Source organism: Nocardiopsis nanhaiensis (assembly GCF_054778635.1).
The window spans coordinates 34,636-57,813 of record NZ_BAAGZJ010000022.1; the positions used below are offsets into that span (position 1 = coordinate 34,636).

Annotated in this window: 22 protein-coding genes and 1 pseudogene; 12 read left to right on the forward strand and 11 right to left on the reverse strand. The window is 69.1% G+C overall.

Annotated elements, in window-relative coordinates:
- Positions 1 to 11 precede the first annotated feature (11 nt).
- Positions 12 to 1,232 (forward strand): PQQ-dependent sugar dehydrogenase, encoded by a 1,221-nt coding sequence (locus ACYVD1_RS12925; protein WP_460771816.1) that lies wholly within the window; start codon positions 12 to 14, stop codon positions 1,230 to 1,232.
- Between the two features lie 64 nt (positions 1,233 to 1,296).
- Here ACYVD1_RS12925 and ACYVD1_RS12930 read toward each other — a convergent pair whose 3' ends face one another.
- The 3 genes from ACYVD1_RS12930 to ACYVD1_RS12940 are packed head-to-tail and all read right to left on the reverse strand — an operon-like array spanning position 1,297 to position 3,112.
- Positions 1,297 to 1,950, reverse strand: a complete 654-nt coding sequence (locus tag ACYVD1_RS12930; protein ID WP_460771818.1) for a DNA-3-methyladenine glycosylase I — start codon at positions 1,948 to 1,950, stop codon at positions 1,297 to 1,299.
- A complete protein-coding gene (locus ACYVD1_RS12935) occupies positions 1,947 to 2,582 on the reverse strand; it encodes a methylated-DNA--[protein]-cysteine S-methyltransferase (protein WP_460771820.1) in 636 nt (211 codons plus the stop codon). The genes ACYVD1_RS12930 and ACYVD1_RS12935 overlap by 4 nt, the downstream gene beginning before the upstream one ends.
- Positions 2,579 to 3,112, reverse strand: a complete 534-nt coding sequence (locus ACYVD1_RS12940; RefSeq protein WP_460771822.1) for an RNA polymerase sigma factor — start codon at positions 3,110 to 3,112, stop codon at positions 2,579 to 2,581. The genes ACYVD1_RS12935 and ACYVD1_RS12940 overlap by 4 nt, the downstream gene beginning before the upstream one ends.
- Positions 3,113 to 3,321: 209 nt before the next feature.
- Here ACYVD1_RS12940 and ACYVD1_RS12945 point away from each other — a divergent pair, with 209 nt between their 5' ends.
- From ACYVD1_RS12945 to ACYVD1_RS12965, 5 genes are all read left to right on the forward strand, one after another.
- A complete protein-coding gene (locus ACYVD1_RS12945) occupies positions 3,322 to 3,624 on the forward strand; it encodes a putative quinol monooxygenase (protein WP_460771824.1) in 303 nt (100 codons plus the stop codon).
- Between the two features lie 550 nt (positions 3,625 to 4,174).
- Positions 4,175 to 5,311 (forward strand): ABC transporter ATP-binding protein, encoded by a 1,137-nt coding sequence (locus tag ACYVD1_RS12950; RefSeq protein WP_460771826.1) that lies wholly within the window; start codon positions 4,175 to 4,177, stop codon positions 5,309 to 5,311.
- Positions 5,312 to 5,364: 53 nt separating this feature from the next.
- The gene (locus ACYVD1_RS12955; protein ID WP_460771828.1) at positions 5,365 to 6,672 is read left to right on the forward strand and encodes an ABC transporter substrate-binding protein; all 1,308 of its coding nucleotides are present in this window, start codon (positions 5,365 to 5,367) and stop codon (positions 6,670 to 6,672) included.
- Between the two features lie 20 nt (positions 6,673 to 6,692).
- Positions 6,693 to 7,652: a carbohydrate ABC transporter permease gene (locus ACYVD1_RS12960; RefSeq protein WP_460771830.1), complete on the forward strand. Its 960-nt coding sequence runs from the start codon at positions 6,693 to 6,695 to the stop codon at positions 7,650 to 7,652.
- Positions 7,653 to 7,664: 12 nt separating this feature from the next.
- Entirely contained in the window at positions 7,665 to 8,570 is a 906-nt protein-coding gene (locus tag ACYVD1_RS12965) for a carbohydrate ABC transporter permease (RefSeq protein WP_460771831.1), read from the forward strand.
- A 153-nt stretch (positions 8,571 to 8,723) separates the two neighbouring features.
- Here ACYVD1_RS12965 and ACYVD1_RS12970 read toward each other — a convergent pair.
- Positions 8,724 to 9,020 (reverse strand): annotated as a pseudogene (locus tag ACYVD1_RS12970) (SbtR family transcriptional regulator); the annotation flags it as partial.
- A 137-nt stretch (positions 9,021 to 9,157) separates the two neighbouring features.
- On the opposite strand from ACYVD1_RS12970, the gene ACYVD1_RS12975 reads away from it, so the two are divergent.
- Together ACYVD1_RS12975 and ACYVD1_RS12980 are read left to right on the forward strand one after the other, a co-directional pair.
- Positions 9,158 to 9,397 (forward strand): hypothetical protein, encoded by a 240-nt coding sequence (locus ACYVD1_RS12975; RefSeq protein ID WP_460771833.1) that lies wholly within the window; start codon positions 9,158 to 9,160, stop codon positions 9,395 to 9,397.
- A 335-nt stretch (positions 9,398 to 9,732) separates the two neighbouring features.
- Positions 9,733 to 10,098: a MerR family transcriptional regulator gene (locus ACYVD1_RS12980; protein ID WP_460771835.1), complete on the forward strand. Its 366-nt coding sequence runs from the start codon at positions 9,733 to 9,735 to the stop codon at positions 10,096 to 10,098.
- A gap of 35 nt (positions 10,099 to 10,133) precedes the next feature.
- Here ACYVD1_RS12980 and ACYVD1_RS12985 read toward each other — a convergent pair whose 3' ends face one another.
- A complete protein-coding gene (locus tag ACYVD1_RS12985) occupies positions 10,134 to 10,448 on the reverse strand; it encodes a putative quinol monooxygenase (protein WP_460771837.1) in 315 nt (104 codons plus the stop codon).
- Between the two features lie 134 nt (positions 10,449 to 10,582).
- Here ACYVD1_RS12985 and ilvD point away from each other — a divergent pair, with 134 nt between their 5' ends.
- Positions 10,583 to 12,274: a dihydroxy-acid dehydratase gene (gene ilvD / locus ACYVD1_RS12990; RefSeq protein WP_460771840.1), complete on the forward strand. Its 1,692-nt coding sequence runs from the start codon at positions 10,583 to 10,585 to the stop codon at positions 12,272 to 12,274.
- 28 nt (positions 12,275 to 12,302) lie between these two features.
- Here the strand turns inward: ilvD and ACYVD1_RS12995 are convergent, their stop codons facing one another.
- Together ACYVD1_RS12995 and ACYVD1_RS13000 are read right to left on the reverse strand one after the other, a co-directional pair.
- On the reverse strand, positions 12,303 to 13,088 hold the full coding sequence (locus tag ACYVD1_RS12995; RefSeq protein WP_460771841.1) for a YqjF family protein: 786 nt from the start codon (positions 13,086 to 13,088) through the stop codon (positions 12,303 to 12,305).
- 29 nt (positions 13,089 to 13,117) lie between these two features.
- Positions 13,118 to 13,708, reverse strand: a complete 591-nt coding sequence (locus ACYVD1_RS13000) for a PadR family transcriptional regulator (RefSeq protein WP_460771842.1) — start codon at positions 13,706 to 13,708, stop codon at positions 13,118 to 13,120.
- A gap of 90 nt (positions 13,709 to 13,798) precedes the next feature.
- Between ACYVD1_RS13000 and ACYVD1_RS13005 the strand changes: the two genes are divergently transcribed.
- Positions 13,799 to 14,902 carry a serine hydrolase domain-containing protein gene (locus ACYVD1_RS13005; protein WP_460771843.1) on the forward strand — a complete coding sequence of 368 codons (1,104 nt, stop codon included), beginning with the start codon at positions 13,799 to 13,801 and terminating at the stop codon, positions 14,900 to 14,902.
- Positions 14,903 to 14,941: 39 nt separating this feature from the next.
- On the opposite strand, the gene ACYVD1_RS13010 is transcribed toward ACYVD1_RS13005, so the two are convergent.
- Complete coding sequence (locus ACYVD1_RS13010; RefSeq protein ID WP_460771844.1) at positions 14,942 to 15,316, reverse strand: cupin domain-containing protein; 375 nt, start codon at positions 15,314 to 15,316, stop codon at positions 14,942 to 14,944.
- A 71-nt stretch (positions 15,317 to 15,387) separates the two neighbouring features.
- The gene (locus tag ACYVD1_RS13015) at positions 15,388 to 18,642 is read right to left on the reverse strand and encodes a BTAD domain-containing putative transcriptional regulator (protein ID WP_460771845.1); all 3,255 of its coding nucleotides are present in this window, start codon (positions 18,640 to 18,642) and stop codon (positions 15,388 to 15,390) included.
- 145 nt (positions 18,643 to 18,787) lie between these two features.
- On the opposite strand from ACYVD1_RS13015, the gene ACYVD1_RS13020 reads away from it, so the two are divergent.
- Together ACYVD1_RS13020 and ACYVD1_RS13025 are read left to right on the forward strand one after the other, a co-directional pair.
- On the forward strand, positions 18,788 to 19,375 hold the full coding sequence (locus tag ACYVD1_RS13020; protein WP_460771846.1) for an NADPH-dependent FMN reductase: 588 nt from the start codon (positions 18,788 to 18,790) through the stop codon (positions 19,373 to 19,375).
- A 36-nt stretch (positions 19,376 to 19,411) separates the two neighbouring features.
- Positions 19,412 to 21,106 carry an MFS transporter gene (locus ACYVD1_RS13025; RefSeq protein ID WP_460771847.1) on the forward strand — a complete coding sequence of 565 codons (1,695 nt, stop codon included), beginning with the start codon at positions 19,412 to 19,414 and terminating at the stop codon, positions 21,104 to 21,106.
- A 102-nt stretch (positions 21,107 to 21,208) separates the two neighbouring features.
- On the opposite strand, the gene ACYVD1_RS13030 is transcribed toward ACYVD1_RS13025, so the two are convergent.
- Both ACYVD1_RS13030 and ACYVD1_RS13035 read right to left on the reverse strand, forming a co-directional pair.
- Complete coding sequence (locus ACYVD1_RS13030) at positions 21,209 to 21,475, reverse strand: hypothetical protein (RefSeq protein WP_460771848.1); 267 nt, start codon at positions 21,473 to 21,475, stop codon at positions 21,209 to 21,211.
- A gap of 12 nt (positions 21,476 to 21,487) precedes the next feature.
- Positions 21,488 to 22,339 (reverse strand): WD40 repeat domain-containing protein, encoded by an 852-nt coding sequence (locus ACYVD1_RS13035; RefSeq protein ID WP_460771849.1) that lies wholly within the window; start codon positions 22,337 to 22,339, stop codon positions 21,488 to 21,490.
- Between the last annotated feature and the right edge of the window lie 839 nt (positions 22,340 to 23,178).

A 23,178-nucleotide genomic window follows, 5' to 3' on the forward strand; every position in this document is an offset into this window, starting at 1 on the left:
GGAGGGGCCGCATGAGTAAGAGGATTCGCGTCGTCATGGCGACCGGGGCGGTACTCGCCGTCTTCGGCGCGAGCGCCTGCCAGGTCCTCGACGGAGAGGGCGCGGAGCCGACTGACACCCCCGAGGAGGCCACCAACGCCGAAGCCCCCGACCCCGAACCCGTCCCCGAGACGGTGGCCGAGGGCTTCGACGAGGCCTGGGGGCTCGCCTTCCTGCCCGAAACGGAGCAGCTGGTGGTCACCGAGCTCTCCGGCGCCCTGTCCGTGGTCGACACCGGCACCGGCGATGTCGTCGACATCGACGGTGTGCCCGAGGTCGACGCAGCAGGCCAGGGCGGACTGCTGGACGTCGCGGTCGACCCCGACTTCCCCGAGCAGGAGTGGCTCTACCTCACCTACTCCGCCGAAGCCGGCAACGGTGACACCACCACGTACCTGGCCCGCGGTCAGCTCGACACCGAGCAGGAAAGCCTGACCGGCGTCGAGGAGCTGTTCTCCGCCGAGCCCGCCGAGCCAGGGGAGGACCACTACGGCTCCAAGTTGGCCTTCGGGCCCGACGGTCACCTGTTCATGACCATCGGCGACCGCGCCGACAAGGACTTCGACGACCACCCCTCCCAGGACACGTCCAACACGCTCGGGACGACCGTACGTCTGGAGCCCGACGGCTCGGTTCCCGAGGACAACCCGTTCGTGGACGATCCCGATTTCGCCGACGAGATCTACTCCTACGGACACCGCAACGCGCAGGGTATGACCGTGCACCCCGAGACCGGGGAACTCTGGCAGAGCGAGCACGGCGAGCAGGAGGGCGACGAGATCAACGTCGTCCAGACCGGTGGCAACCACGGCTGGCCCGTGACCCACACCGGCTGCGAGTACGGGACCGACACCCCCGTCGGCGACCACCCCTCCGAGCGCGATGACGTCGTCGACCCGGTCTACTACTGGGAGTGCGGCTCCGAGGGGTTCCCGCCCGCGGGCATGGCCTTCTACGAGGGTGACGAGTTCCCGGCCTGGGAGGGCGACCTCCTGATCGGCGGCCTGGCCTCGCAGCACCTCGCACGTTTCACCGTCGACGGCGACCAGGTCGAGGAGGAAGAGGAGCTGCTGGCCGACGAGGGCTGGCGCATCCGCAACGTCGTGGTCGGTCCGGACGACGGCGCGCTCTACATCGCGCTCGACGAAGAGGACGCCCCGCTCGTGCGGCTGGTCGACGGGGCCGACGACTAGGCGCCGGGGGAACCGGGCCGGGCAGCGTGGCGGTGCGGGCAGCGTGGCGGTGCCGCCCGGGCCGTCACTCGGGCCACACCCCGGAGCTGCCGCGGCGGTGGGAGCCCACCAGGTGCGTGTCGACGATGCCGACGGCCTCCATCAGCGCGTACATGGTGGTGGGGCCCACGAAGGCGAACCCCCGCCTGCGGAGTTCCTTGGCCAGGGCGCGCGACTCGGGCGAGCTCGTCGGGACCTCGGCCGAGGTCCGCGGCCGGGGTGTGGTCTCCGGCTGGAACGACCAGACCAGGTCGGCCAGTCCCCCGTCCCGGCGGAGTTCGACGGTGGCCCGGGCGTTGGTCACGGCCGCGCGGATCTTGGCGCGGTTGCGGACGATGGAGGCGTCCGCCAGCAGCCGTGCGACGTCCTCCTCGGTGTACCGGGCCACCGCATCGGGGTCGAATCCGTCGAAGGCCGCGCGGAAGGCCGGGCGCTTGCGCAGGATCGTCGCCCAGGACAGCCCGGCCTGGAACGCCTCCAGGCTGATGCGCTCGTACATGCCCTGCTCGTCGCGCACTGGCATGCCCCACTCGGTGTCGTAGTACTCGCGCAGCAGCGGGTCGGTGGCCGCCCAGGCGGGCCTGGCCAGCCCGTCCTCGCCGATGACGGCCCCGGGATCGGGTGGTGCCGCTGGCCCGGGGTCGTGCGAGGTCTCTTCGGGCTCCGCGGACGGTTTCATGCGGCGCGCTCCAGTTCCAGCAGGGTGGTCTTGGCTTCCAGGCCGCCGATGTAGCCGCCCATGCCGCCGTCCGAACGCAGGACCCGGTGGCAGGGCACCACGACGGGCAGGGGGTTGGAGGCGCAGGCGGTACCCACCGCCCGCACCGCCCTGGGGTTGCCGACGCGTTCGGCGACCTGCTTGTAGGTCAGGGTACGGCCGTAGTCGATACCGGGCAGGGACTCCTGCACCGTGCGCCGGAACCCCGCGGACAGCCGGTGGTCCAACGGCAGGTCGAACCGGTGCCGGGTACCGGCGAAGTACTCGCGCAACTGTGCGGCGGCCCGGTCCAGGCGGCGCGGAGCCCGCAGGATCCGCGGGCTGACGCGTTCGGCCAGCGTCGCGAGGACCCCGTCGAACCCTTCCGATGCGTAGGCGACGCGCACCAGGCCCTGCTCGGTGGCGGCCAGCAGCAGCGGCCCCACGGGGGTCTCGACGATCGTGTAGGCCACGTCGGTCAGCTGCGCCGAGTCGGCGTCCGCTTCCAACCGCCGGTGCAGCCGCTCCAGCGTCCGCGGGGCGACGGGGAACAGCGTGCCGGTGTCCCCTCCGGGGGTGTTCTCGGCCCCAGGGGTGTTCTCGACGGGGTTCATCGGTCCGCTCCTCTCTGTGTGTCGCTCGTCCGTGTGTCACTCGTCTGTGGATCGCTCGCCGCGAGTTGCTTGCGCAAGGTCCTGATCCCGTCGGCGGCCGCGCGCCTGGCCGCGTCGGGCGTACCGCCGATCAGCCCTGCGGTCTCGGCGTGGGGCAGTCCGCCGAGGTAGTGGTAGGCCACCGCGAGCCGTTGCCGTTCGGGGAGCCGGGCCACGGCGGCCCACGCGTCCAGGTCGCGGCCCTGGGGGTCGCCCAGGTCCGAAGGACGCTCGGGCACCTCGCCGGTCGGGGCGGCCTGCCGCGCCCGTCTCCTCGTGATGTCGACCGCCTTGCGCTGGGCGACGCGCACCAGCCACGCCTCGGTGTTGGTGTCCTCCGGCAGATCCGGCCACGCCTGCAAGGCCGACAGGAAGGTCTCCGACCACGCGTCCTCGGCGTCCGCGCCCGGCCCCAGCACCGCGCCGCACACGCGCAGCACGGTGGCGCCGTGTTCGGCCACGGCCCGCTCGAAAGGGATCTTCGTCTTCATCACCTGGCAGACGTCGCGGAGCGCTCGGATGTGAGACGCCTCTTCGGACCTCTTCTGCCCCTTTCAGGCCTCTTCAGGCCACGTCAACAGCGCCGACTCGCGCCGGACCCCCTCAGTGCGTTCCCTCAGGCGCAGGGGTCGATGCGGGGCTGCCCGGGGCGTTCGTGTCGTTCGGGATAGGCGGGGCTGGACATCGGTAATGTGCGGCTATGACTTTCGCGTACGTCGGGACCCTGGAAGCCCAGCCGGGCAAGCGGGACGAGGTCGTGGCGATTCTGACCCGCCGCAACCCCGAGCTCGGCGAGGCCGGCTGCCTGCTCTACGAGGTGGGGGTCAGCGGCGAGCACCCTGACACGGTGTTCGTCGCTGAGCTGTGGGAATCCGAGGAAGCGCACCGCACGTCCTTGCATCTGGACAGTGTGCGCGCCGCGATCGACGAGGCTCGACCACTGCTGACCGGCCGCATGGGCGGCGAGCAGTTCACCGTCGCCGGTTCCCCCTTGCGCGACTGAACCCGAATCGCTGCGGGCATCGCGACGCCGCCGCCCGCGATCTGCTCGGCTACCTTCGTCGAACGCCCTCATAGCCGCTCCCTCCGCCATGACCCGCCCACGCCTGCCGGGCGGGGCGGCTACGGCCTCTCACCCCGGGATGGGGCACGTGCTGACCACCGCTGACATCGGCCACACCAGTCGGCCACCAGCGCACCAGAAAAAGTGGGCACATCAGAACCAATTTCCCGTGATGACTTCTTGGTGAACTGTAGAGAAGCTAGGATCACGGCATGCCAAGCGAATCCTGGCATCTATGGAACCCCCACAGTATTCCACTCGGAAAACGGAATCTAAATTCTGATCACCGAATGCTGTAATGGCCGCCAATAATCTACTGGTCCGCCATGGTAGAACGCAGGAAGCTGACAGCCACGGGAGATCACTCCGGGCCAGCTAAGCTTAAAATCCCATCCAGCCGTGCTTCACCCGAAGTTTCCCTCCCGCTGGAAGACTCCCCGGGTACTCGTCGGCCGCGTCGGCCATCATGACGAGCGTTTTCAGGAGCCGCATGCCCACGATCGAGATGCACGACGTGAGAAAGACATTCCCGGCCAAGGGATCCGATGTCGAAGTCCTGAAAGGTATCGATGTCGGCGTCGAGTCCGGCGAGTTCCTTGCCATCCTGGGCGCTTCGGGCTGCGGCAAATCGACGCTGTTGCGGCTGGTCTCCGGACTCGAGCCGGTTTCTTCCGGCACCGTCCGGATCGCGGGCCGCGACGTCACCGATCTGCCGCCCGAAAAACGGGAACTGGCCATGGTGTTCCAGAACTATGCGCTCTTCCCGCACCTCACGGCCAAGGAGAACATCCTCTTCGGACTGAAGTCCCGCCGGGAATCCAAGCAGGTGCAGAACGACCGATTGGCGGAGACCGCCCAACTCCTCGGGCTGGAAGAGCTACTGAGCCGGAGGCCTGCCGAACTCTCCGGCGGGCAGCGGCAGCGCGTCGCCCTCGGCCGTGCCCTCGTCAGCGGCCAGCGGCTCATCCTGATGGACGAGCCGCTCTCCAACCTGGACGCCAAGCTCCGCGCGGAGATGCGCACCGAGATCAAACGCATCCAGCGCCAGCTGGACCTGACCATCATCTACGTCACCCACGACCAAGTGGAGGCGATGACGATGGCCGACCGCGTCATGATGCTGTCGGACGGCAGTATCGAGCAGTTGGCCTCACCGGGGGAGCTCTACCGCGCACCCGCCACCACCGTCGTGGGGCAGTTCATCGGCTCGCCGCCCATGAACATCCTGGACGTCCCCGCGCACAGCGAACTCGCCGCGCTCGGTCCCGCGCGGCTTCAGGACGAAGGCGGGTCGCTCGGTGTGCGACCGGAGCGGCTCAAACTGCACCACGAGGCCGAACCCCTCTCCCCCGGCCACGGAGCCGCAACCGTCTCCCCTGACAGTGTCCGACTGGGAAAGGCGACAGTCCTGGTCAACGAGCTGCTGGGAGCGGACCGGCTCATCACCGCAACACTGCACAGCGCGGCCGACCAGCGCATCGTCGCGCGTATCGAACCGGACCAGCAGGTGGCCGCGGACGACACCGTCGTGGTCACCACCACCGCACCCGCCATCCACTGGTACGCCGCGGACACCGGGCGCCGACTGGACGGAACCCCGCGCGCCGGGGCGCTGCGCTCCGCCTGACACACCGCACCGCAGCAGGCAGCGAACCGCAAGAAGCAAGTGAGGGAACCCCTATGCCGAAGAGAACCGCTACCCCTGCTGGGACCGCTCGCCGTTCCATGTCCGCTGCCGCGGGTGCGACGGCTCTCGGGCTGCTGTTGGCCTCCTGCGGCGGCGACGGCGACAGCGGCGCCGTCGAGATCGACTTCTACTATCCGATCGCCGTCGGGGGCCCGTTGGAGAGCGTGATCGACGGCTACATCGAACAGTTCGAAGACGAGAACACCGGCGTCGAGGTCACCCCCGTCTACTCCGGCGACTACGAGCAGACCCTGGCTTCGGTGCAGTCGGCCACCCAGGCCGGGAACCCGCCCGCGCTGACCGTACTGGGCGCCAACAACCTAGTCACTCTGGACGACCTGGAACTGATGACGCCGATCGGGGAGATCGTCGACGACGAGGAGTGGCTCGGAAGCTTCGAAGAAGGCTTCATGACGGACTCCACACTCGACGACGGCACCGTAGCCTCCATCCCCTTCCAGCGCTCCACCGTGGTCATGTACTGGAACAAGGAGCTCTTCGAGGAGGCCGGGCTCGATCCGGAGGCCCCTCCGGAGTCCTGGGACGACATGGTCGAGTCCGGCGAGCAGGTGATGGACGGGGCAGGCGCCCAGTGGGGCGTGCAGATCCCCTCCACCACCTGGGGCGTCTGGATGCTGGAAGCCATGGTGATCCAGAACGGCACCATGCTGTGGGATCCGGACAGCGGCACCGACGTCAGCTACGACGACCCGGCCACCGTCACCGCTCTGGAGAACTGGCAGGACCTCCAGGAGGAAGGGCTGGAGCCCTCTGGCACCGTCGACTGGGGCACACTCCCCGACGACTTCGCCGGCGGCGGGACCGGCATCATCTGGACCACCACCGGCCAGCTGACCAATATCCGGGAGAACGCCGACTTCGACTTCGGGGTGGCGCCGCTGCCCGCACAGGAGCAGCCGGGATCGCCCACCGGAGGCGGCAACCTCTACGTGATGAACGGTGTTTCGGACGAGGAGCAGGAGGCCGCCGTCGAGTTGACCCGCTTCCTCTCCTCGCCGGAGATCCAGGCCGACTGGACGGTCGAATCCGGTTACGTGGCCCCTCTTGAGGAGGCCTGGGAGACCGAGCCGCTGGCCAGCTACGTGGAGGACTTCCCCGAGGCGATGGTCGCCGTCGAGCAGCTGGACGACGCCGAGCCCGAGTTCGGCGTCTACAACCGCCAAGAGGCCTTCGACGTCATGGGGAACTCCATCGAGGAGGTCATGGGCGGCGCCGACGTCGAATCCACGCTCGAGGAAGCCCAGGAGCAGGCCGACGACCTTCTGCAGGAGCACCGCTGAGACCCGAGGCCGAGACGCCCATGACCGTTGACAAGCAGAGCGGGGACACCGCGCAGGAGCAGCGGGCCCCCACCCCCCAGAAGATCCCCGGTACGCCGGCCCCGCGCCGGCGTACCGGGGACCGGCGGCGCCGGGCGGACGCCCTCTTCTCCTACGCCGCCCTCACCCCTGCCTTCGTGATCCTCGTCGGCTTCACCGTGCTGCCCTTCGTCCTGTCCGCCGTCAACAGCTTCCAGACCCGCGGCGGCGAGTTCACGGTGGAGAACTACGAGCGGATGGTCGGCGACGGCGTCTTCCACCAGGTGCTGACCAACAACATCGTCTACACCCTGGTCACCGTGCCGGCTACGATCGCCGTCTCCCTCGCCCTGGCGCTGGCGGGCGCGAAGCTCGTCCGGGGCAAGGTCTTCGCGCGCGTGGCGTTCCTCGCCCCGGCGGTCCTGCCCGTCGTGGCTGCCGGAACGATCTGGCTGTACTTCTACCAGCCCAACTTCGGCGTGCTGAACAGCATCGCCTCGGCCCTGGGCCTGCCCGAGCTGAACTGGCTGGGATCCGGTGCGACGGCGCTCCCGGCGATGATGGTGGTGGCCGTCTGGCAGCAGGCGGGGCTGTTCGTCATCTTCTACCTGGCCGCCCTGCTCTCCCAGGATCCGCAGCTCCGCGAAGCCGCCCGGGTGGAGGGAACCCGGCCCTGGACCTTCTTCCGGAGAGTCACCTGGCCGCTGCTGATGCCCACCACCCTGTTCGTCGGGGTGGTGGCCACGGCCAACTCCTTCAAGCAGGTGGACCTGGTGTTCGTGATGACCCAGGGCGGCCCGCACGATTCCACCAACCTGTTGCTCTACTACGTCTGGCAGACCGCCTTCAGCCAGTTCCGCCCCGAGTACTCGGCCGCGATCACCGTCGTACTCGTGCTCGTTCTGCTGTTGGTCGCGGTGATGCAGATCCGGTTGCTGGACAAGCGGATCCACTACCGCTGAGAGGTGTTGACGATGACTCAGGAACTCGACGGGTCGGGCGGCCCGAACCAGGCCGCGCCCGACCAGCGGACCGAGGAGCACACCGGCGGAGCTCGCGGGCTCACCGGCCGACCGCGGGCCGCATGGGCCGACCGGCTGCTGGTCGCCCTGGGCTGGGGTGCGGCACTTCTGTGGGTCTTCCCGCTGCTGCTGGTGATGGTGTTGGCGTTCCGCGAGTCGGCCACGGACCTGTCCCCGTTCAGCGGCTGGACCCTGGACAACGTCACCCGGGTGTGGGCGGCCGCGCCTTTCGACCTGTACTACCGCAACTCATTCCTGCTCGTCGTGGGCCTGACCACAGCCCAGATCGTGCTCGGTGTGCTGGCGGCCTACGTCTTCGCCCGGTTCGAGTTCCCCGGCCACCACGCCCTGTTCACTGTGGTGCTGGCCCAGCTGGTGATCTTCCCGGAGATCATGCTGGCCGAGAACTTCCAGATGATCGCCCGCCTGGGGCTGGACGACACGCTGACGGGCGTCGGGATTCCCTACGCGGCCAGCGCCTTCGCGATCTTCCTGCTCCGGCAGTCCTTCAAGGCCGTGCCCAAAGAGCTCGTCGAGGCCGCGGAAATGGAGGGGTTGGGGCGGCTGAAGGTGCTGTGGCGGGTCTACCTACCGCTGTGCAAATCGACCGTGGTCGCCTACGCGATGATCTCGGTGTCCTTCCACTGGAACAACTTCCTGTGGCCGCTCATCGCGACGCGTACCGCTGAGGCTCGGCCGGTGACCGTCGGCATCGTGCGTTTCCTGGCCCCGGAGTCCGGCATCGATTTCGCGTCGCTGACCGCGGGGACCTTCATCATCGTGATCCCCCTGCTGGTCTTCTTCATCGCCGTGCAGCGACAGTTCGTGCAGAGTTTCATGCGCTCCGGGATCAAGTAGAGCTTCCGGTCGGGCCCGGGGAGGGCAGGCGGGCGCGGAGGTGTTCTGCGCGGAGCGCCGGGGAGTCTTCCCTGGGGACGTGGACCATTCGCCATTGAGCGGCTCTCCGGACAGCCCGGACCCGCCGTGGTCGGGGGGTGTGGCCCGCAGCCCGTCGATGAGCACTTCGAGTTGCCTGCGCGCGGCAGTCTCGTTTACCTCAGCGGACAACATAAGCACCGGTCGGCACACCTTGACCAGCCAGATACCGATGTCCCCGGCCCCGATGTCTTCGCGGAGCCAGCCTTCCCGTTGGGCGTCCCGGACGAGCGTCTCGACTCGCTCGAAGACCTCCTTTCGGCGCGCCCCGACCTCGCCCTTGTTCCGGTACTCCTCGCAAATATTCGGCTCCAGTGTCGGAACCAGAAGGGTGAGTCGCCCGCTCACCGCGTTGCGCATGAAAGCGACCAAGGCGCCTCGAGTGGCAGGCGCTCCATCTGCTGGTCATGGTCTCGGTGGGGTTGTGGCCGGTGGCCTTCTACGCCCTTGTCGCGTCCCTACGAGGGGGTGCAGCACGGTGGTCGGGCGTATCGCCGTTGGTGCGGTGCTTGGCGGTCGGGACGCTCTTCGCGGTGGAGACGGCCCTGGACGGTTACACGCTGAAAGTGACGGCCGATGCCTGGGCACAGACTGAGGGCACGGTCCAGGACGATATGTCCGTCGTCGGGGAGGCGACTCACGCGGCGCTGGAGGGCGTCGTCTTGACCGCCGTGTTCTGGATGACCGGGGTAGCCTTCACACTTCTGGGACTGGCCATCGTGCTCAGTGGAACCTACCCGCGTTGGTAAGGCTGGATCGGAGCCGCCCTGGGGCTCGTTGTCACGGTCTCGGCGGCGACCTACTTCGTCGGCTTCGACGTGATACCGCATCTCGCCGGGCACGTGGCACCGGCGCTGCTGCTCGCGGTGTGGCTCATCGCCATGGGGATCCTTCTGCTGCGCCGTGCCGCCAAGGTGGGGTGAGGGATGCGTGACGGGGCCCGACGGTCTTCTCGCGGACCAAGGGCCTCAACCCTTCGCCTGGGATTCCGTTCCTGACTGCCGCGGGCACGCGGCTCGGGCCGGGTTGTAGGTTGCTGGGCGTGACTGACGAAAACGGTTCCCCAGGGCTTACGGTCGCACAGATGGCCGAGCGGACCGGGGTCTCGGGCCACACGCTCCGGTACTACGAGCGGATCGGACTCCTCCGGCCGGTCGCGCGCTCCGCCGAGAACCACCGCCGCTACCAGCCCGAGGACGTCGAGTGGATACGTTTCCTGCTGCGCCTGCGGGAGACCGGTATGCCCATCGCGCGGATGCGCCGCTACTCCGATCTTCGCGAACAGGGAGACGGCACCCTGCGGTCACGGATGGACATGCTGGCCGAGCACCATGAGTACCTCAGGGAGCAGATCGCGCTGCTGAGCCGCCACGAGCAGGCCCTGGAGGCCAAGGTTGCGGCCTACGAGAGGCTGATCGATGCCCACGACAAGCGGCGGGAAGCCGGTTGAACCAGGCAGGCCGACTAGAACCGGGCGGGCCGGGATCAGGTGGGCTCGGCGCCGACGGGCAGAGTCACCCAGTGCTCGACCAAATCGGTGAGTCTGAGCCCCGTGTACGAGCGGGTGTGCTCGTAGTCGAAGTGCTTCTTGAACGCCGCCTCGTCCGTGAAGACCTCCCACAATACGAACGATCCGGGGGCGTCGGCCTCCTCGTGAACCGAGAACGCGAGACAGCCCGGTTCGGACCGGGTGTGCCGAGCCAGGGCGCCGAGGGCCAGGCGCGCCTCGCCGGCGTCCGCTTCGGCGGAGCAGCGGATTCGGGCCGTGACCTCGTAAGGGGAAGTGGTGTGTGGATTCATACCTGGAACGCTAGGCCTTGGAGCGCGCTCCAAGTCAACGGCGAGGGTTGGCCGTCCCCCATACCGGTAAGGCACGGTAGACACTGGGGACAGCCATGAAGCATTCCGCCGACGACTCCTTGCGAGGCACCCACATGAGCATTGATCCGAAAGCGCGCAGCCGTACCGTCACCGACGGCATCGAGGCCGCACCCAGCCGAGGCATGCTCCGCGCCGTCGGGATGGGCGACAGTGACTGGGGCAAGCCGATCATCGGTATCGCCAGCTCGTGGAACGAGATCACCCCCTGCAACCTCTCGTTGGACCGGCTCGCGCGCGCCGCCAAGGGCGGTGTGCACGCCGGTCGCGGCTACCCCTTGGAGTTCGGCACGATCTCCGTGTCCGACGGCATCTCCATGGGCCACGAGGGCATGCACTTCTCCCTGGTCTCGCGCGAGGTGATCGCCGACTCCGTCGAGACGGTCATGCAGGCGGAGCGGCTGGACGGGTCGGTTCTGCTGGCGGGCTGCGACAAGTCCCTGCCCGGCATGCTCATGGCAGCCGCGCGCCTGGACCTGGCGTCCGTGTTCATGTACGCGGGCACCATCGCGCCCGGGTGGGTGAAGCTCTCGGACGGCACCGAGAAGGACGTGACGCTCATCGACGCCTTCGAAGGGGTCGGGGCCTGTAAGGCCGGGCGGATGAGCACCGGTGACCTCGACCGGATCGAACGCGCCATCTGTCCCGGTGAGGGTGCCTGCGGCGGTATGTTCACCGCGAACACCATGGCGGCGATCGCCGAGGCGATGGGGATGAGCCTGCCCGGTTCGACCTCTCCCCCGTCCGCGGACCGGCGCCGAGACCACTTCGCGCACCTGTCCGGCGAGGCCGTGGTCGCCATGCTCGAACAGGGGATCTCCGCGCGCGACATCATGACCAGGGAGGCGTTCGAGAACGCCATCACCGTCGTCATGGCGCTCGGCGGCTCCACCAACGCCGTGCTGCACCTCCTCGCGATCGCCCACGAGGCCAAGGTCGGCCTCGAGCTCGACGACTTCAACCGCATCTGCGACCGCGTCCCCCACATCGGCGACCTCAAGCCGTTCGGCAAGTACGTCATGAACGACGTCGACCGGGTCGGCGGCATCCCCGTCCTGATGAAGCTGCTGCTCGACGAAGGGCTCCTGCACGGTGACGCCCTCACCGTCACGGGCCGGACGGTGGCCGAGAACCTCCGGGAGCTCGAGCCGGACCCGATCGACGGGACCGTCCTGCACCGGCTCGACGACCCCCTCCACCCCACCGGCGGCATCACCGTCCTGCGCGGATCGCTCGCACCGGAGGGCGCGGTCGTCAAGACCGCCGGGTTCGACACCGCGGTCTTCTCGGGCCCCGCGCGCGTGTTCGAGCGCGAGCAGGCGGCGATGGACGCCCTCAGCAGCGGTGAGATCCAGAAGGGGGACGTCGTGGTGATCCGCTACGAGGGCCCCAAGGGCGGCCCCGGCATGCGGGAGATGCTGGCCATCACCGCCGCGATCAAGGGCGCGGGCCTGGGCAGCGACGTCCTGCTCCTGACCGACGGGCGCTTCTCCGGCGGTACGACCGGGCTGTGTGTCGGCCACATCGCCCCGGAGGCGGTGCAGGGAGGGCCCATCGCGTTCATCCGCGAGGGGGACGGCATCAGCGTCGACATCGCCGAGCGCGCCATCACCCTCCACGTGGACGAGGAGGAGCTGGAAGCGCGCCGGGAGGGCTGGCAGCCCCTGCCCAACCGGTTCCCGGAGGGTGTGCTCGGCAAGTACGCGAAGCTGGTGCGCTCCGCGTCCACCGGCGCCATCACGTACTGAGCCGGGCTACGCGGCTCGGACCCGCGCGTCACACGAGGCTGGGGGTGATGGGGCAGGAGACCCCGGAGGCCCAGAGGACCGAGACGGGGCTCTCCGTGAGCGGCCGCACCCCGGCAGCGGCGAGCAGGTCCCCGTCGTAGCGCACCAGGCTCGCGGCGTGCAGCGGCCAGGGCCGGTGGCTGACGCGGATCCACCACGTGCGGCCGAGGTGCCGGGTGTGCAGGCCCCAGCGCGCGGTGAGGAAGTGCTCGAACGCGCTGGGCCGGGCCAAGGGCTCCCCGACCCGCACCGCCCAGGACCCCGCGGCGGCCCCGGGGAAGCGGCGCCGCACCGCCCCCGCGCGGACACCTCGGGGGCCTTCGCACAGGGACACGTCGGACCACACGTACGGCAGCCCGGACGCCGCTCGGGCCGCCGCGACCACGTGCGCGGAGTCGGTGTCCATCGTCCGGAAGACCACGCCGCGCCGCCCGTGTTCGTCGACCGAGTACAGGCGCACGTTCACCTCGCCGAACGCACCGGTGGGCACGGTGCCCAGGACGAGGGTGCTCGGCACCTGGAAGGCGACCAGGCCCGCGTAGGTCACCCCGTCGAACGTGTCCGGCCGGGTGCCTTCGGGCAGCAGCGGAGCCACGGCGGCGGGGTCCACGGCCCAGTGCACGAACGCGACGTCCACCCACGCCTGTCGCAGGAGGGCGGGGCCCGGTATGGGCGGAGGTCGGCCGGACAGGAGGTCCCAGCGGCCTCGCTCTTCCCCCGGGCGATCGTCGGAGGTCGACTGGGCGGCGCGGGTCTCGCGTGCGTGTGCTGCCATGCCGCCATTCTGCCGGGGGTCGTGCGGGGTCACCGGCCCGGTGGGTCCTGGCGGTTCTGGGACTCGTGACCGTCCGGGGCCCGGCGGTCCTCCGCTTCCTGGCGCTCGAGGTGCTCGCGGAACCAGTCGAGGGCGAAGCGCTGGGAGGCGATGCCGTAGTCGAGCGTGGCGAACTGGTGCAGGGCCACGTCCCGGTACCCCTCGGGGATGTCCTGGCCTTCGAGGCGTGCGCTGAGATCGGTGAGCTGGGCCAGCTCCCCCTCGATGCGCTCCGTGATGCGGCGCAGCACCGGGGCCCGCTCGTCCGGCTCCAGCAAGCCGAGGAAGTGGAGCCGGGACAGCGCTGAGACCTCGGTGTCCGGTCCGGTCATCTCCCCCGTCATCCACGCGCGGAACTCCTCGCGCCCCGCCTCGGTGACCCGGTACACCTTCCGCCCCCTGGCCCCCGCGTCGACGCTGGCGACCTCGATGAACCCCTGCTTCTGCAGGGTGTCCAGCGCGCGCTTGATGCTGCCGGAGCTGGCGCTGTAGAAGAGCGAGACTCCGGCCTCGAAAGCCTTGATGAGGTCGTAGAGGCTCTGCTTGGAGATGAGGAGCAGTCCGAGAATCACGTGGGCCATGGGCCGAGTGTAAAGCCTTGACTCTCATAGACATGTCTATTAGACATATTAGGGAGATCGTGTTCCGCTCCCCAGCCATCGGAGGACCCGATGAAGCCCGCGAACCACACGCCCACCCCGGCCGCCGCAAGCGATGCCGACCGCGTCCGGAAGGGGCTCGAACGGGCCGTACGCCGCCGCGGCGACATGCCCGCGCCCCAAGTCCTCGTCCAGGCGCCCGAATTCGAATTCACCTTCGGCGACCAGGAGAAGCCCTACCACGCCGCCAGCATCGGCAAGTCCATGACGGCCGCGCTCGTCACCATGCTCGTCGAGGAGGACCGCTTCGACTTCACCACCCCGATCGGCGAGCTACTGCCCGCGGCCGACCTCACCGGCCTGCCCGCGGTTCCCGGGGTGGACACCACCACCGACGTGACCGTCGAACACCTGCTGACGCACACCAGCGGCCTGCCCGACTTCTTCGAACCGCCCCACGGCGGTGAGACCGCTTGCTCGATCAGGACGCTCGCCACCAACCGCGACCGCCTGTGGCTGCCCTCGGCGCTCCTCGACGAGGCCCGTCGGCTGCGCGCCGTCGGGCGCCCAGGCGAGCTCTTCCACTACACGGACACCGGCTACCTCCTCCTGGGCCGGATCGCCGAGGAGGCCCTCGGCGACCGCTTCGCCGCCCTCCTGCGCGAGCGCGTCCTCGAACCCAGCGGCATGACGCGCAGTTCCATGCCCTACGACCCCGGAGAAGCCCCCGACGACCTCACCGGACTCGACATCGCGCCGTTCTGGATCAACGGCGCCGAGTTCAGCCGCGCCCGCAGCCTGAGCCTGGCCTACGGGGGCGGGAACATCGTCACCGTCCCCGGGGACCTCGTGCGCTTCCAGCGTGCCCTGCACGGCGGACAGCTCATCTCCAAGGGCGGCCTCGAACACCTCACCCGGCCCAGGCGCCGTTTCCGCCGCGGCATCCGTTACGGGGCGGGTTACATGACCCTGCGCTTCGGCGAGTTCGCACCCCCGCTGATGCGAGGGCTGCCCCAGCCGGTCGGAGGGCTCGGCTTCTTCGCCACCCAGATGTTCCACTACCCGGAGCAGGACGCCCACGTGGTGCTCAACTTCCACTCCAACCGCGAGATGAACCGGAGCTTCATGACCCACTTGAACATCGTCCGGCTGCTGTCGAAGCTGGACCGGGCCTGAACCCGCTTTCAGTGCGCGTGCGTCACGTGCCCGCCGGGCTCACTGCTCCGTCGCGGTTACCGCGTAGCCGGGAACGGAGGGCCACCGGACCGTCAGCACCACCGAGTCCTCTTCCGCGACCCAGGAGTGGTCCACGCCGCGCCCCCACACGACGTAGTCGCCCTGCTGTTCCAGGAGGACGGAACGGCCGGGGATCTCGACCCGGAAGCGGCCGCTGATGAGCACCAGGAGGGCGGTGCGCCGCTCCCCGCTCACCCACTGCGCCCGCTCGTCGCCGCGCTGGTGCACTCCCCACTTGATCTCCACGGCTTCACTGTGCCGGGGGTCGTCGGCGTCCTTGAAGTGCCCGAGGAGCCACCCCCGGTCCAGCACCGCGTCCTTGCCCGCATTGCCCACATACACGTTGTCGTCCACGGGGACGGACGCTAACAGCCCTCGCCCGAACGGCGGAACGCCCCCGCGTGTGCGGGGCGAGCGGACCGGCCTCAACCCGCGGTCCTCTCCACCTCCCAGCGCACCACCTCATCCAGGTCCGCCTCCAGCCCGCGCTCGAACTCGGCCGTGAAACCCGCCTGCCCCAGTGCCGCACGCGCGGCGCCGGTCGCGCGTTCGACGTCGCCGCGTTCGGCGTCCGGCAGCGGTGCCTCCACCGAGGCGCGTGCCGCCACCGCAACGCCCAACAAGTAGGCTGCGTGTGCGGACTCACCCGCCAGCATCCACGCACCCGCCAGCCCTTCCAGGGCTAGGGCGATCTTGCGCGGGCTGCCCGTGGTGCGCGCGACCGCCAGTCCCCCGGTGTGGTTGCGCAACGCCTGTTCGGCGTCGCCCCGCAGTTCGGCCACGAAACCCAGTTCCGCCAGAACCAGGGCCTCAGCGGCGGGCGCCTGGAGTCCCCTCAGGCGTTCCAGCCATCCCACGAAGTGGGTCTCGGCCACGTCCAGCCGTCCCTCGCGGCGAGCCCCCAGCCCCAGGCCGAACTCGGCATGCCGTTGACCGAACAGGTCGCCCTGCTCGGCCGCGAGCCTGCGCCCGCGTTCGTGGAAGTCCTCGGCCTGCTGGTAGTCGCCGCGCAACAGGGCATTGCGGCCCAGTTCGCTGAGCCGGTAGGAGACTTCGGACCACAGGCCGAGCTCCTCGGCAATGCGCAGTCCTTCACGGTGCATCCGGGCCGCTTCGGTGTAATCACCGGCGATCTCGGCACGGCTGCCCAGCACGGGCATGGCCTGCAACTGGCCCCATCGGTCACCGATCTCACGGAACAGTTCCAGGGCGCGCATGCCGTCGGCCTCGAACTGGGTCAACCTGCCCTGGGCCTGAGCAAGCCAAGCGCGCAGACTCAATGCGGCGGCGATGCCCCAGCGGTCACCCTGGGCCCGGAATACGGTCAGCGCCCGGCCGACCAGATCCTCGCTGACGGCCAGTTCACCGAAGTCCAGCAGAATGGTGCTCAGGAACCACTCTGCCAGGGCGCGCTCCCGCTCGTCCACACGGCCGTCGACACCGTCGAAGCCGTCCAGTGCCTGCTTCACCACCGCGACCGGGTCCTCAGGTTCCTCAACCTTCAAGGCCAGACCTGCGCGCCAGGCCGCGGCCCTGGCGCGCAGGGTCGCGGTGCCGCCCGGCAGGGCCAGGGCTCGGATGAGTGACCGGTAAGCCTCCTCCAGCCTGCCGCGCAGGTAGCGGTGCCAGACCAGGGCGAGGGCCAGACGTAGCGAGGTGTCGGCGTCACCGAACCCTACTGCGGTGTCGGCGGCGGCCCGCATGTTGGCGTTCTCCGAGTCCAGCCGCCGCAGCCAGCGGCGCTGGTCCCGGCCGCGCAGCAGGGGATCGGCTCTCTCGGCCAGTTCGAGGTAGTGGTGCATGTGCCGTTCGTGTACGGCCCCGACCTCCCCCGATTCCTCCAGGCGCTCGGCCGCGTAGGTCCCGATGGTCTCCAGAAGGCGGTAGCGGACCTCCTCGTTGTCGTCGACGACTACGACGAGGGAGCGTTCGACGAGCCGGACCAAGTGGTCGAGGACGGCTCCGGGGGCCATGCCCTCCCCGCCGGCTACCACCTCCGCGCCCTCGAGCGTGCAGCCTTCGGCGTGCGCCACCAGACGGCGCAGCACCATCCGCTCCGGCCCGGTGAGCAGGTCCCAACTCCACTCGATCATGGCGCGCAGGGTCTGCTGTCGCCGCGGTGCCCCGCGGTTGCTAACCGCCAGCAGACCGAACCGGTCGTCAAGACGTGCGGCGAGTTCGCGCACGCCTAGGGCGCGTACCCGGTTGGCTGCAAGCTCCAGGGCCAGTGGCAGGCCGTCCAACCGTTGGCAGATCGACGCAACGTACGGGAAGGTCTGGTCGTCCAGGGTGAAGCGGGGGGCGGTAGCGGCGGCACGGGCGGCGAAGAGGCGCACGGCGCTGAAGTCGCCGGGCTGGTCCGCAGTGCCCTCCACCGCACCGGTCTCCCCCGGGGTTCGCAACGGGGAGACCTCGTACACCCGTTCACCGGAAATACCCAGTGGTTCACGGCTCGTCACCAGCAGGCGCAACTGCGGCGCACTTCGCAGCAGCTCTTGAGCCAGTTCCGCGACGGGCTCGACAATGTGCTCGCAGTTGTCCAACACCAGCAGCGTGCGGCTGGCACTGAAGCCTTGGGACAGGTCCCCGACCCCGGCAACCGCGACCACGGCCTCTGCGACACGCGCCACCCCAGGATCCATGCCCTCCGGCCAGGGAACGTCCGGGGCATCGTCCGCCCGGCATTCCGGCGGCAGAGACCCCAGCTCCACCAGCCATACTCCGTCCGGGTACTCCTCTTCGACCCCTGAGGCGAGTTCCAGGGCAAGCCTGGTCTTGCCCACTCCGCCCGGACCGGTCAGGGTCACCAGGCGCCCCTCCGCCACGAGGGCGCGAACCTGCTCGACCTCACATTCGCGGCCAATAATGTCGCTGACCTGCGCAGGCACGTTCGTCCGAGGTCGCAGTGCAGTGGGGGCGACGGGGCCGGGTTCGAGCTCCGGGTCCTGCCGCAGGATCTGCTGCCACAAGGCGACGGTTCCGGGGCCCGGGTCCACTCCCAGTTCCTCGACCAAGCGGTTCCGCAACCGTTCGAAGGCCTCAAACGCCTCAGCCTGGCGTCCGGCCCGGTAGAGGGCTCTCATGTACACGGCGCTCAGGCGTTCCCGCAACGGATGGCGCCCGACCAGTTCACCCAGCTCCTCTGCGAGCAGGTGGTGCTCGCCCAGTTCCAACCGGATGACGGCCTGTTCCTCCAAGACGGCCAGCCGCTCCTCCTCAAGCCGGACCGCGACGGTCCGCGTGAACGGTTCGTCGGCGAAGTCGGCCAGGACCGGCCCGCGCCACAGGGCGAGTGCTTCGGCCAGTGAAACGGCCTTCGCACGGGGGTCGTGTGCCCGGTGTGAGCGCTCGACCAGCGACCGGAAGCGCGCCGCGTCGACGTCGTCCGCACCCACCTCCAGCCGGTAACCAGCGGTGGAGTGGACCACGCGTTCACGCCCGCCCGGTTCGGCCTGCTCCAGTACGCCGCGCAGTTGGGAAAGCTTCGCGCGCAGAACGCGTGCGGGGTTGGCGGGCAGCCTCTCGCCCCACAAGTCGTCGATGAGGGCGTCAGGGGTGGCCGGGCGCCCCTCGCGTACCAGTAAGGCCGTCAGAAGAGCCCGCACCTTGAGTTCGGGGACCCGGACTGGAGAGCCGTCGGTGCCCCACACCTCGAGCGGGCCGAGCATCCCGAAGCGCATGGCGCCAGCCTATTCCAGGCACGTGAAGGCCCTCAACACCGTTCCGGTTCCACCGCTTCGGAACCCGACCGGAGCCTTTCCGGAACGCCCTCCCGCCAACGTGTTCAACACACCGACACAGGAGCCGACCGGAAAGGCAGGAGTGATGCCCGGGACCGAGAAGCCACTTCGTGTGGTGGTGATCATCGGCAGCATCTGCAGGGGACGCTTCGCCCCCGTCGCCGCCGAGTGGTTCACCGCCCTCGCACGTCAGCGGGAGGACCTGGAAGTCGACGTGATCGACCTGGCGCAGGCGTGTCTGCCCGAGGTACTGACCGACGATGGTGACCACCTACCGCCGGCCGTCTGTGAACTCGGACCGTGGCTGGACCGCGCGGACGCTTTCACCGTGGTGACCCCGGAGTACAACCACAGTTTTCCCGGAGCGCTGAAGACCGCCATCGACTGGTTCTCGCACGAGTGGCGGGCCAAACCGATCGCTTTCGTCTCCTACGGAGGGGACAGCGGCGGCAGGAGGGCTGTGGAACAGCTCCGCCCGGTCTTCGCCGCTCTCGAAGCCGTGACCATCCGCGACACCGTCAGCCTGATCGACCACCGGGAGCACTTCGGCGGAGAAGGGCACCCCATCGATCCGCAGGTCCACGAACCGGCTGCCCGGACCATGCTCGACCGGCTCACCTGGTGGGCCCGTGCACTCAGCCTGCGGCGCGCCCGGGACCCCTATGACAGCTGAACGCCCGAGCCCGCCCCCACGAGAGGAAGACCTCCCATGACCAACGACACGAACGCCGCACGCGGCCGGAAGGCCGGCCCACGCGAATGGATAGGTCTGGCCGTCCTGGCCCTGCCGACCATCCTGCTCGCACTCGACTTCACCGTGCTGCACCTGGCTCTACCGCACCTTGCCGCCGACCTTGCTCCCAGCGGCGTCCAGCAGCTGTGGATCCTCGACATCTACGGCTTCATGATCGCCGGTTTCCTGATCACCATGGGTACGCTCGGTGACCGGATCGGTCGACGCAAACTGTTGATGATCGGTGCCGCCTCCTTCGGTGTGGCCTCCCTGATCGCGGCCTACTCGACCAGCGCCGAAATGCTGATCGTCGCCCGCGCCCTGCTGGGCATCGCTGGTGCGACGCTGATGCCGTCCACGCTGTCGCTGATCACCAACATGTTCCACGACCCCAAGCAGCGTGGTGTCGCGATCGCCGTCTGGCTGAGCTGCTTCTCCGCTGGTGGCGCGCTCGGACCCGCGGTCGGCGGTGTCATGCTCCAGTGGTTCTGGTGGGGCTCCGTCTTCCTCATGGGTGTTCCCGTGATGATCCTGCTGCTGATCGCCGCTCCGCTTCTGCTGCCCGAGTACCGTGACCCGAAGGCCGGACGCCTGGACCTGTTCAGCGTGGCGCTGTCGCTGGCCGCGCTCCTGCCGATCATCTACGCGATCAAGAACGCCGCCGAGTCCGGTTGGGGCCTGAACGTCATCCTCCTGCTGGTGGCCGGTGCGTTCTTCGGCTGGATGTTCGTCCGACGCCAGCGTTCGCTCGAGAGCCCGCTGATGGACCTGAGCCTGTTCCGGTTCCGTGCGTTCTCCGTCGGTCTCGGCGCCCTGCTGCTGGGCACGCTCGCCCTCGGTGCATTCGTCCTGCTGTTCGCCCAGTACCTCCAGATGGTCCAGGGGCTCTCTCCCGCCCAGGCCGGACTGTGGATGGTGCCCTACGCCGTCGCCAACGTCGCCGGTGCGATGGTCGCTCCGCTGGTGGCCGCGAAGCTGCGCCCTGCCAACACCATCGCCATCGGCCTGGTCATCGCCGCGATCGGGTTCGCTCTGTTCACTCAGGCTCAGGCGGACACCGGGATGGTCTTTGGCATCGTCGGCAGCCTGTTGATCACCTCCGGTCTGGCTCCGCTCATGGTGCTGGTGATCGACCTGGTCATCGCCTCCGCACCCAAAGAGAAGAGCGGATCCGCCTCGTCGATGTCGGAGACGTGCAGCGAGATGGGCATGGCGCTGGGTGTGGCCATCCTGGGCGCCGTGGGCGCGGCTGTCTACCGTTTCCTGATCGCCGACAACATCCCTGCGGGGACCCCGGCCGAGGCAGCCGACGCGGCTCGTGACAGCCTGCCCGGCGCCACGGCCGCCGCCGAGAACCTGCCGGAACCGGTCGCGGGTGAACTAATGGACGCGGCCCGGGACGCGTTCATGTCCGGAATGAGCGCGGTGGGCTACACCAGCATCGTCGTCCTGCTCGTGCTGGCTGCCGTCACTGCTCTGTACCTGAGGTCGAGTGGCGACCCCGCACAGGAGGAGCCCACGCGGGAAGGGCCCGGACAGGCGGAGTCCAAAGGGGAGGGGCCCGACGGGGAGGGCGCCTCCGCGGAAACCCTCAGGGGCAGGGGTGCGGTCCTATCTGAAGCAGCTCACCATGCGGCAAAAGGGGAGGATCGGGCAACCGGGGGTTCCTGATCCTTCCCCCTCCCGAAACCGCGTCGGGGCCCGTGCACAGGTGCGGGCCCCGACGCGGCCGCCTGGAGGTCCGTCGGCAGGCCGGTGACCCCCTGCTGGTCCTCAGGCAGGCACGACGCTGTTGGCCACCACGGATCCGTCACCGGGCTCGCCGTCGATCCAGACGAAGAGTGTGCAGTCCCGGTTGAGCGCTGGCATCAGGCCGTCAGCGGAGTCGGTACCCGGAACACCGTCCGCACCGCCGATCAGGGTGCCGACAGTGTCGCCCAGATGGCTGTCCCACAACCGGCCGGACGCCATCGAGACCGACACCATCGTCCGGTCGTCAGTGCAGAACCGGAGTGAGCTGAACCCGTCGAGGCTGTCCAACTCGGCGATGGTCTAGCCGCTCCCGGTCTCCAACACGGGGCTGCCCTCCGGCTCGTCGACCACACCGACCAGCCTGTCGTCGGAGGAGGCAGCCACGGCGTACGGTCCTTCGCCCTCGAACTCGGCCATCCCGATCTCGCCCGGCTCGTCGAGGTCCCACCACCGCGCGGTCCCGTCCCCCGCCGAGCTGGCCAGAAGCGTTCCGTCTCCGGAGAAGGACGTGTCGCGCACGGGCCCGGTGTGGCCCGTCAGCGTCACCTCCTCGGCACCGGTCTCCGGGTCCCACATCCGGATCTCCATGTCCTCTCCGTGGGTGGCTACCAGATCGTCCGCCGGGCTGAAATGCGCGAGGTAGGCGGAGCCGGTATGGGCTTCCACCGTCTCGGTCCCGCCATCCGAGAGCAGGTAGAGCATCCCGGCCAGGTCGGTGACGGCCACGTGGGCCCCGTCAGCGCTTACCAGCATGGACATCGGATCTGCGGTGAGGCCGGAATGCGTGTGTGCCGGTTCTCCGCCGGTCGGTACGTCCCAGATCCGGACCGTTCCCTCCAAGTTCAACGTGGCCAGGGTCGAGCCGTCGGCGCTGATCGACACGTACCGTTCCCCTTCGCCGAGCCCGGTCATCTCCGAGATCCGGGCCAGGCCGTCCTCGGCATCCCATGAGTGGATCCGTTCCGACGGTGGCCAGTGTGGACCGTCGGAGCTGAACAGGGCGGAGCCCACCGGCTCGCCCCCCGGCCTCGGACCAGGTGGGGTGGTGGCCTCGAACTCGCCCAGCACCATTTCGGGCATCGGGGTGAGATCGAGCTCCTCCGAGGCGGGGTCAGCGGCGGGCCCGCCGTTCGGTGGCTCCGGCGTCTCCACGGTCCCGGATCCTGCTGAGCAGGCGGACAGCGCGGCCGCGGCCACCGCGCTGAATAGGGCAGCGGTGATGGTCGGTCGGCCTTCCCGGTATCGCAGAAGGGCATCTTCCGCCGAATTCCCGGAGAGAAAATATCTCCGGAGTAGTGATTTCCGGCAGGAATCCGCCCGGCCCCCACTTCTCTAAGCTGAGCGGCGCCATAGACGTACACAAGGGGCACGGTAGCCTCCCCACAAGCACAGGGACCTCTGGCCCAGCGGGGAAGGCCTCGGGATTCGTGCAGACCATCATGCCACCGACAAGCGCGGGAATCCCGACTTTCCAGGAAAGTTCCTGAGAATGCCTACAGAGAGAAACCGCATGGCTTCGCGGAGGGAATTCTTTCGCTTCAAGCACGGCTCGGGGCAATGGAAGGGCGCTGCGCGACGTAGGACGCAGCCAGGGCGACCAGCGCCAGTACAGCGGCCAGGAGGCTGACGTACCGGCCGCCGAGAAACTCGGTCGCCCAACGGGCGCAGCCGCGCACGCAGTCCGCCCGCGGAGGGGACCTGCAGGCGCTGGGGCACGAACGCCCAGACACCGGCCAGGCCGATGACCGCCAAGGCGGCCGCGAACCACAGGGTCGCCCGGCCCTGCAACCGCGGTGGGACCAGTGCGGCCGCGCTGACCTGTGATTCGCCCTCCTGGAACTGCCTTTGTGCGCGACGCCCCCTTGACCACGTTTGTGAAACGTTGCAGTGTAGGTAACTGTCATTGCGAATGTTAGCGCTAACACATACTGCCGACGGCCGGAAGCCACCGGAAGAACAGCGGCGTCGCCCGAGCGTCGCGGGCAACAGTG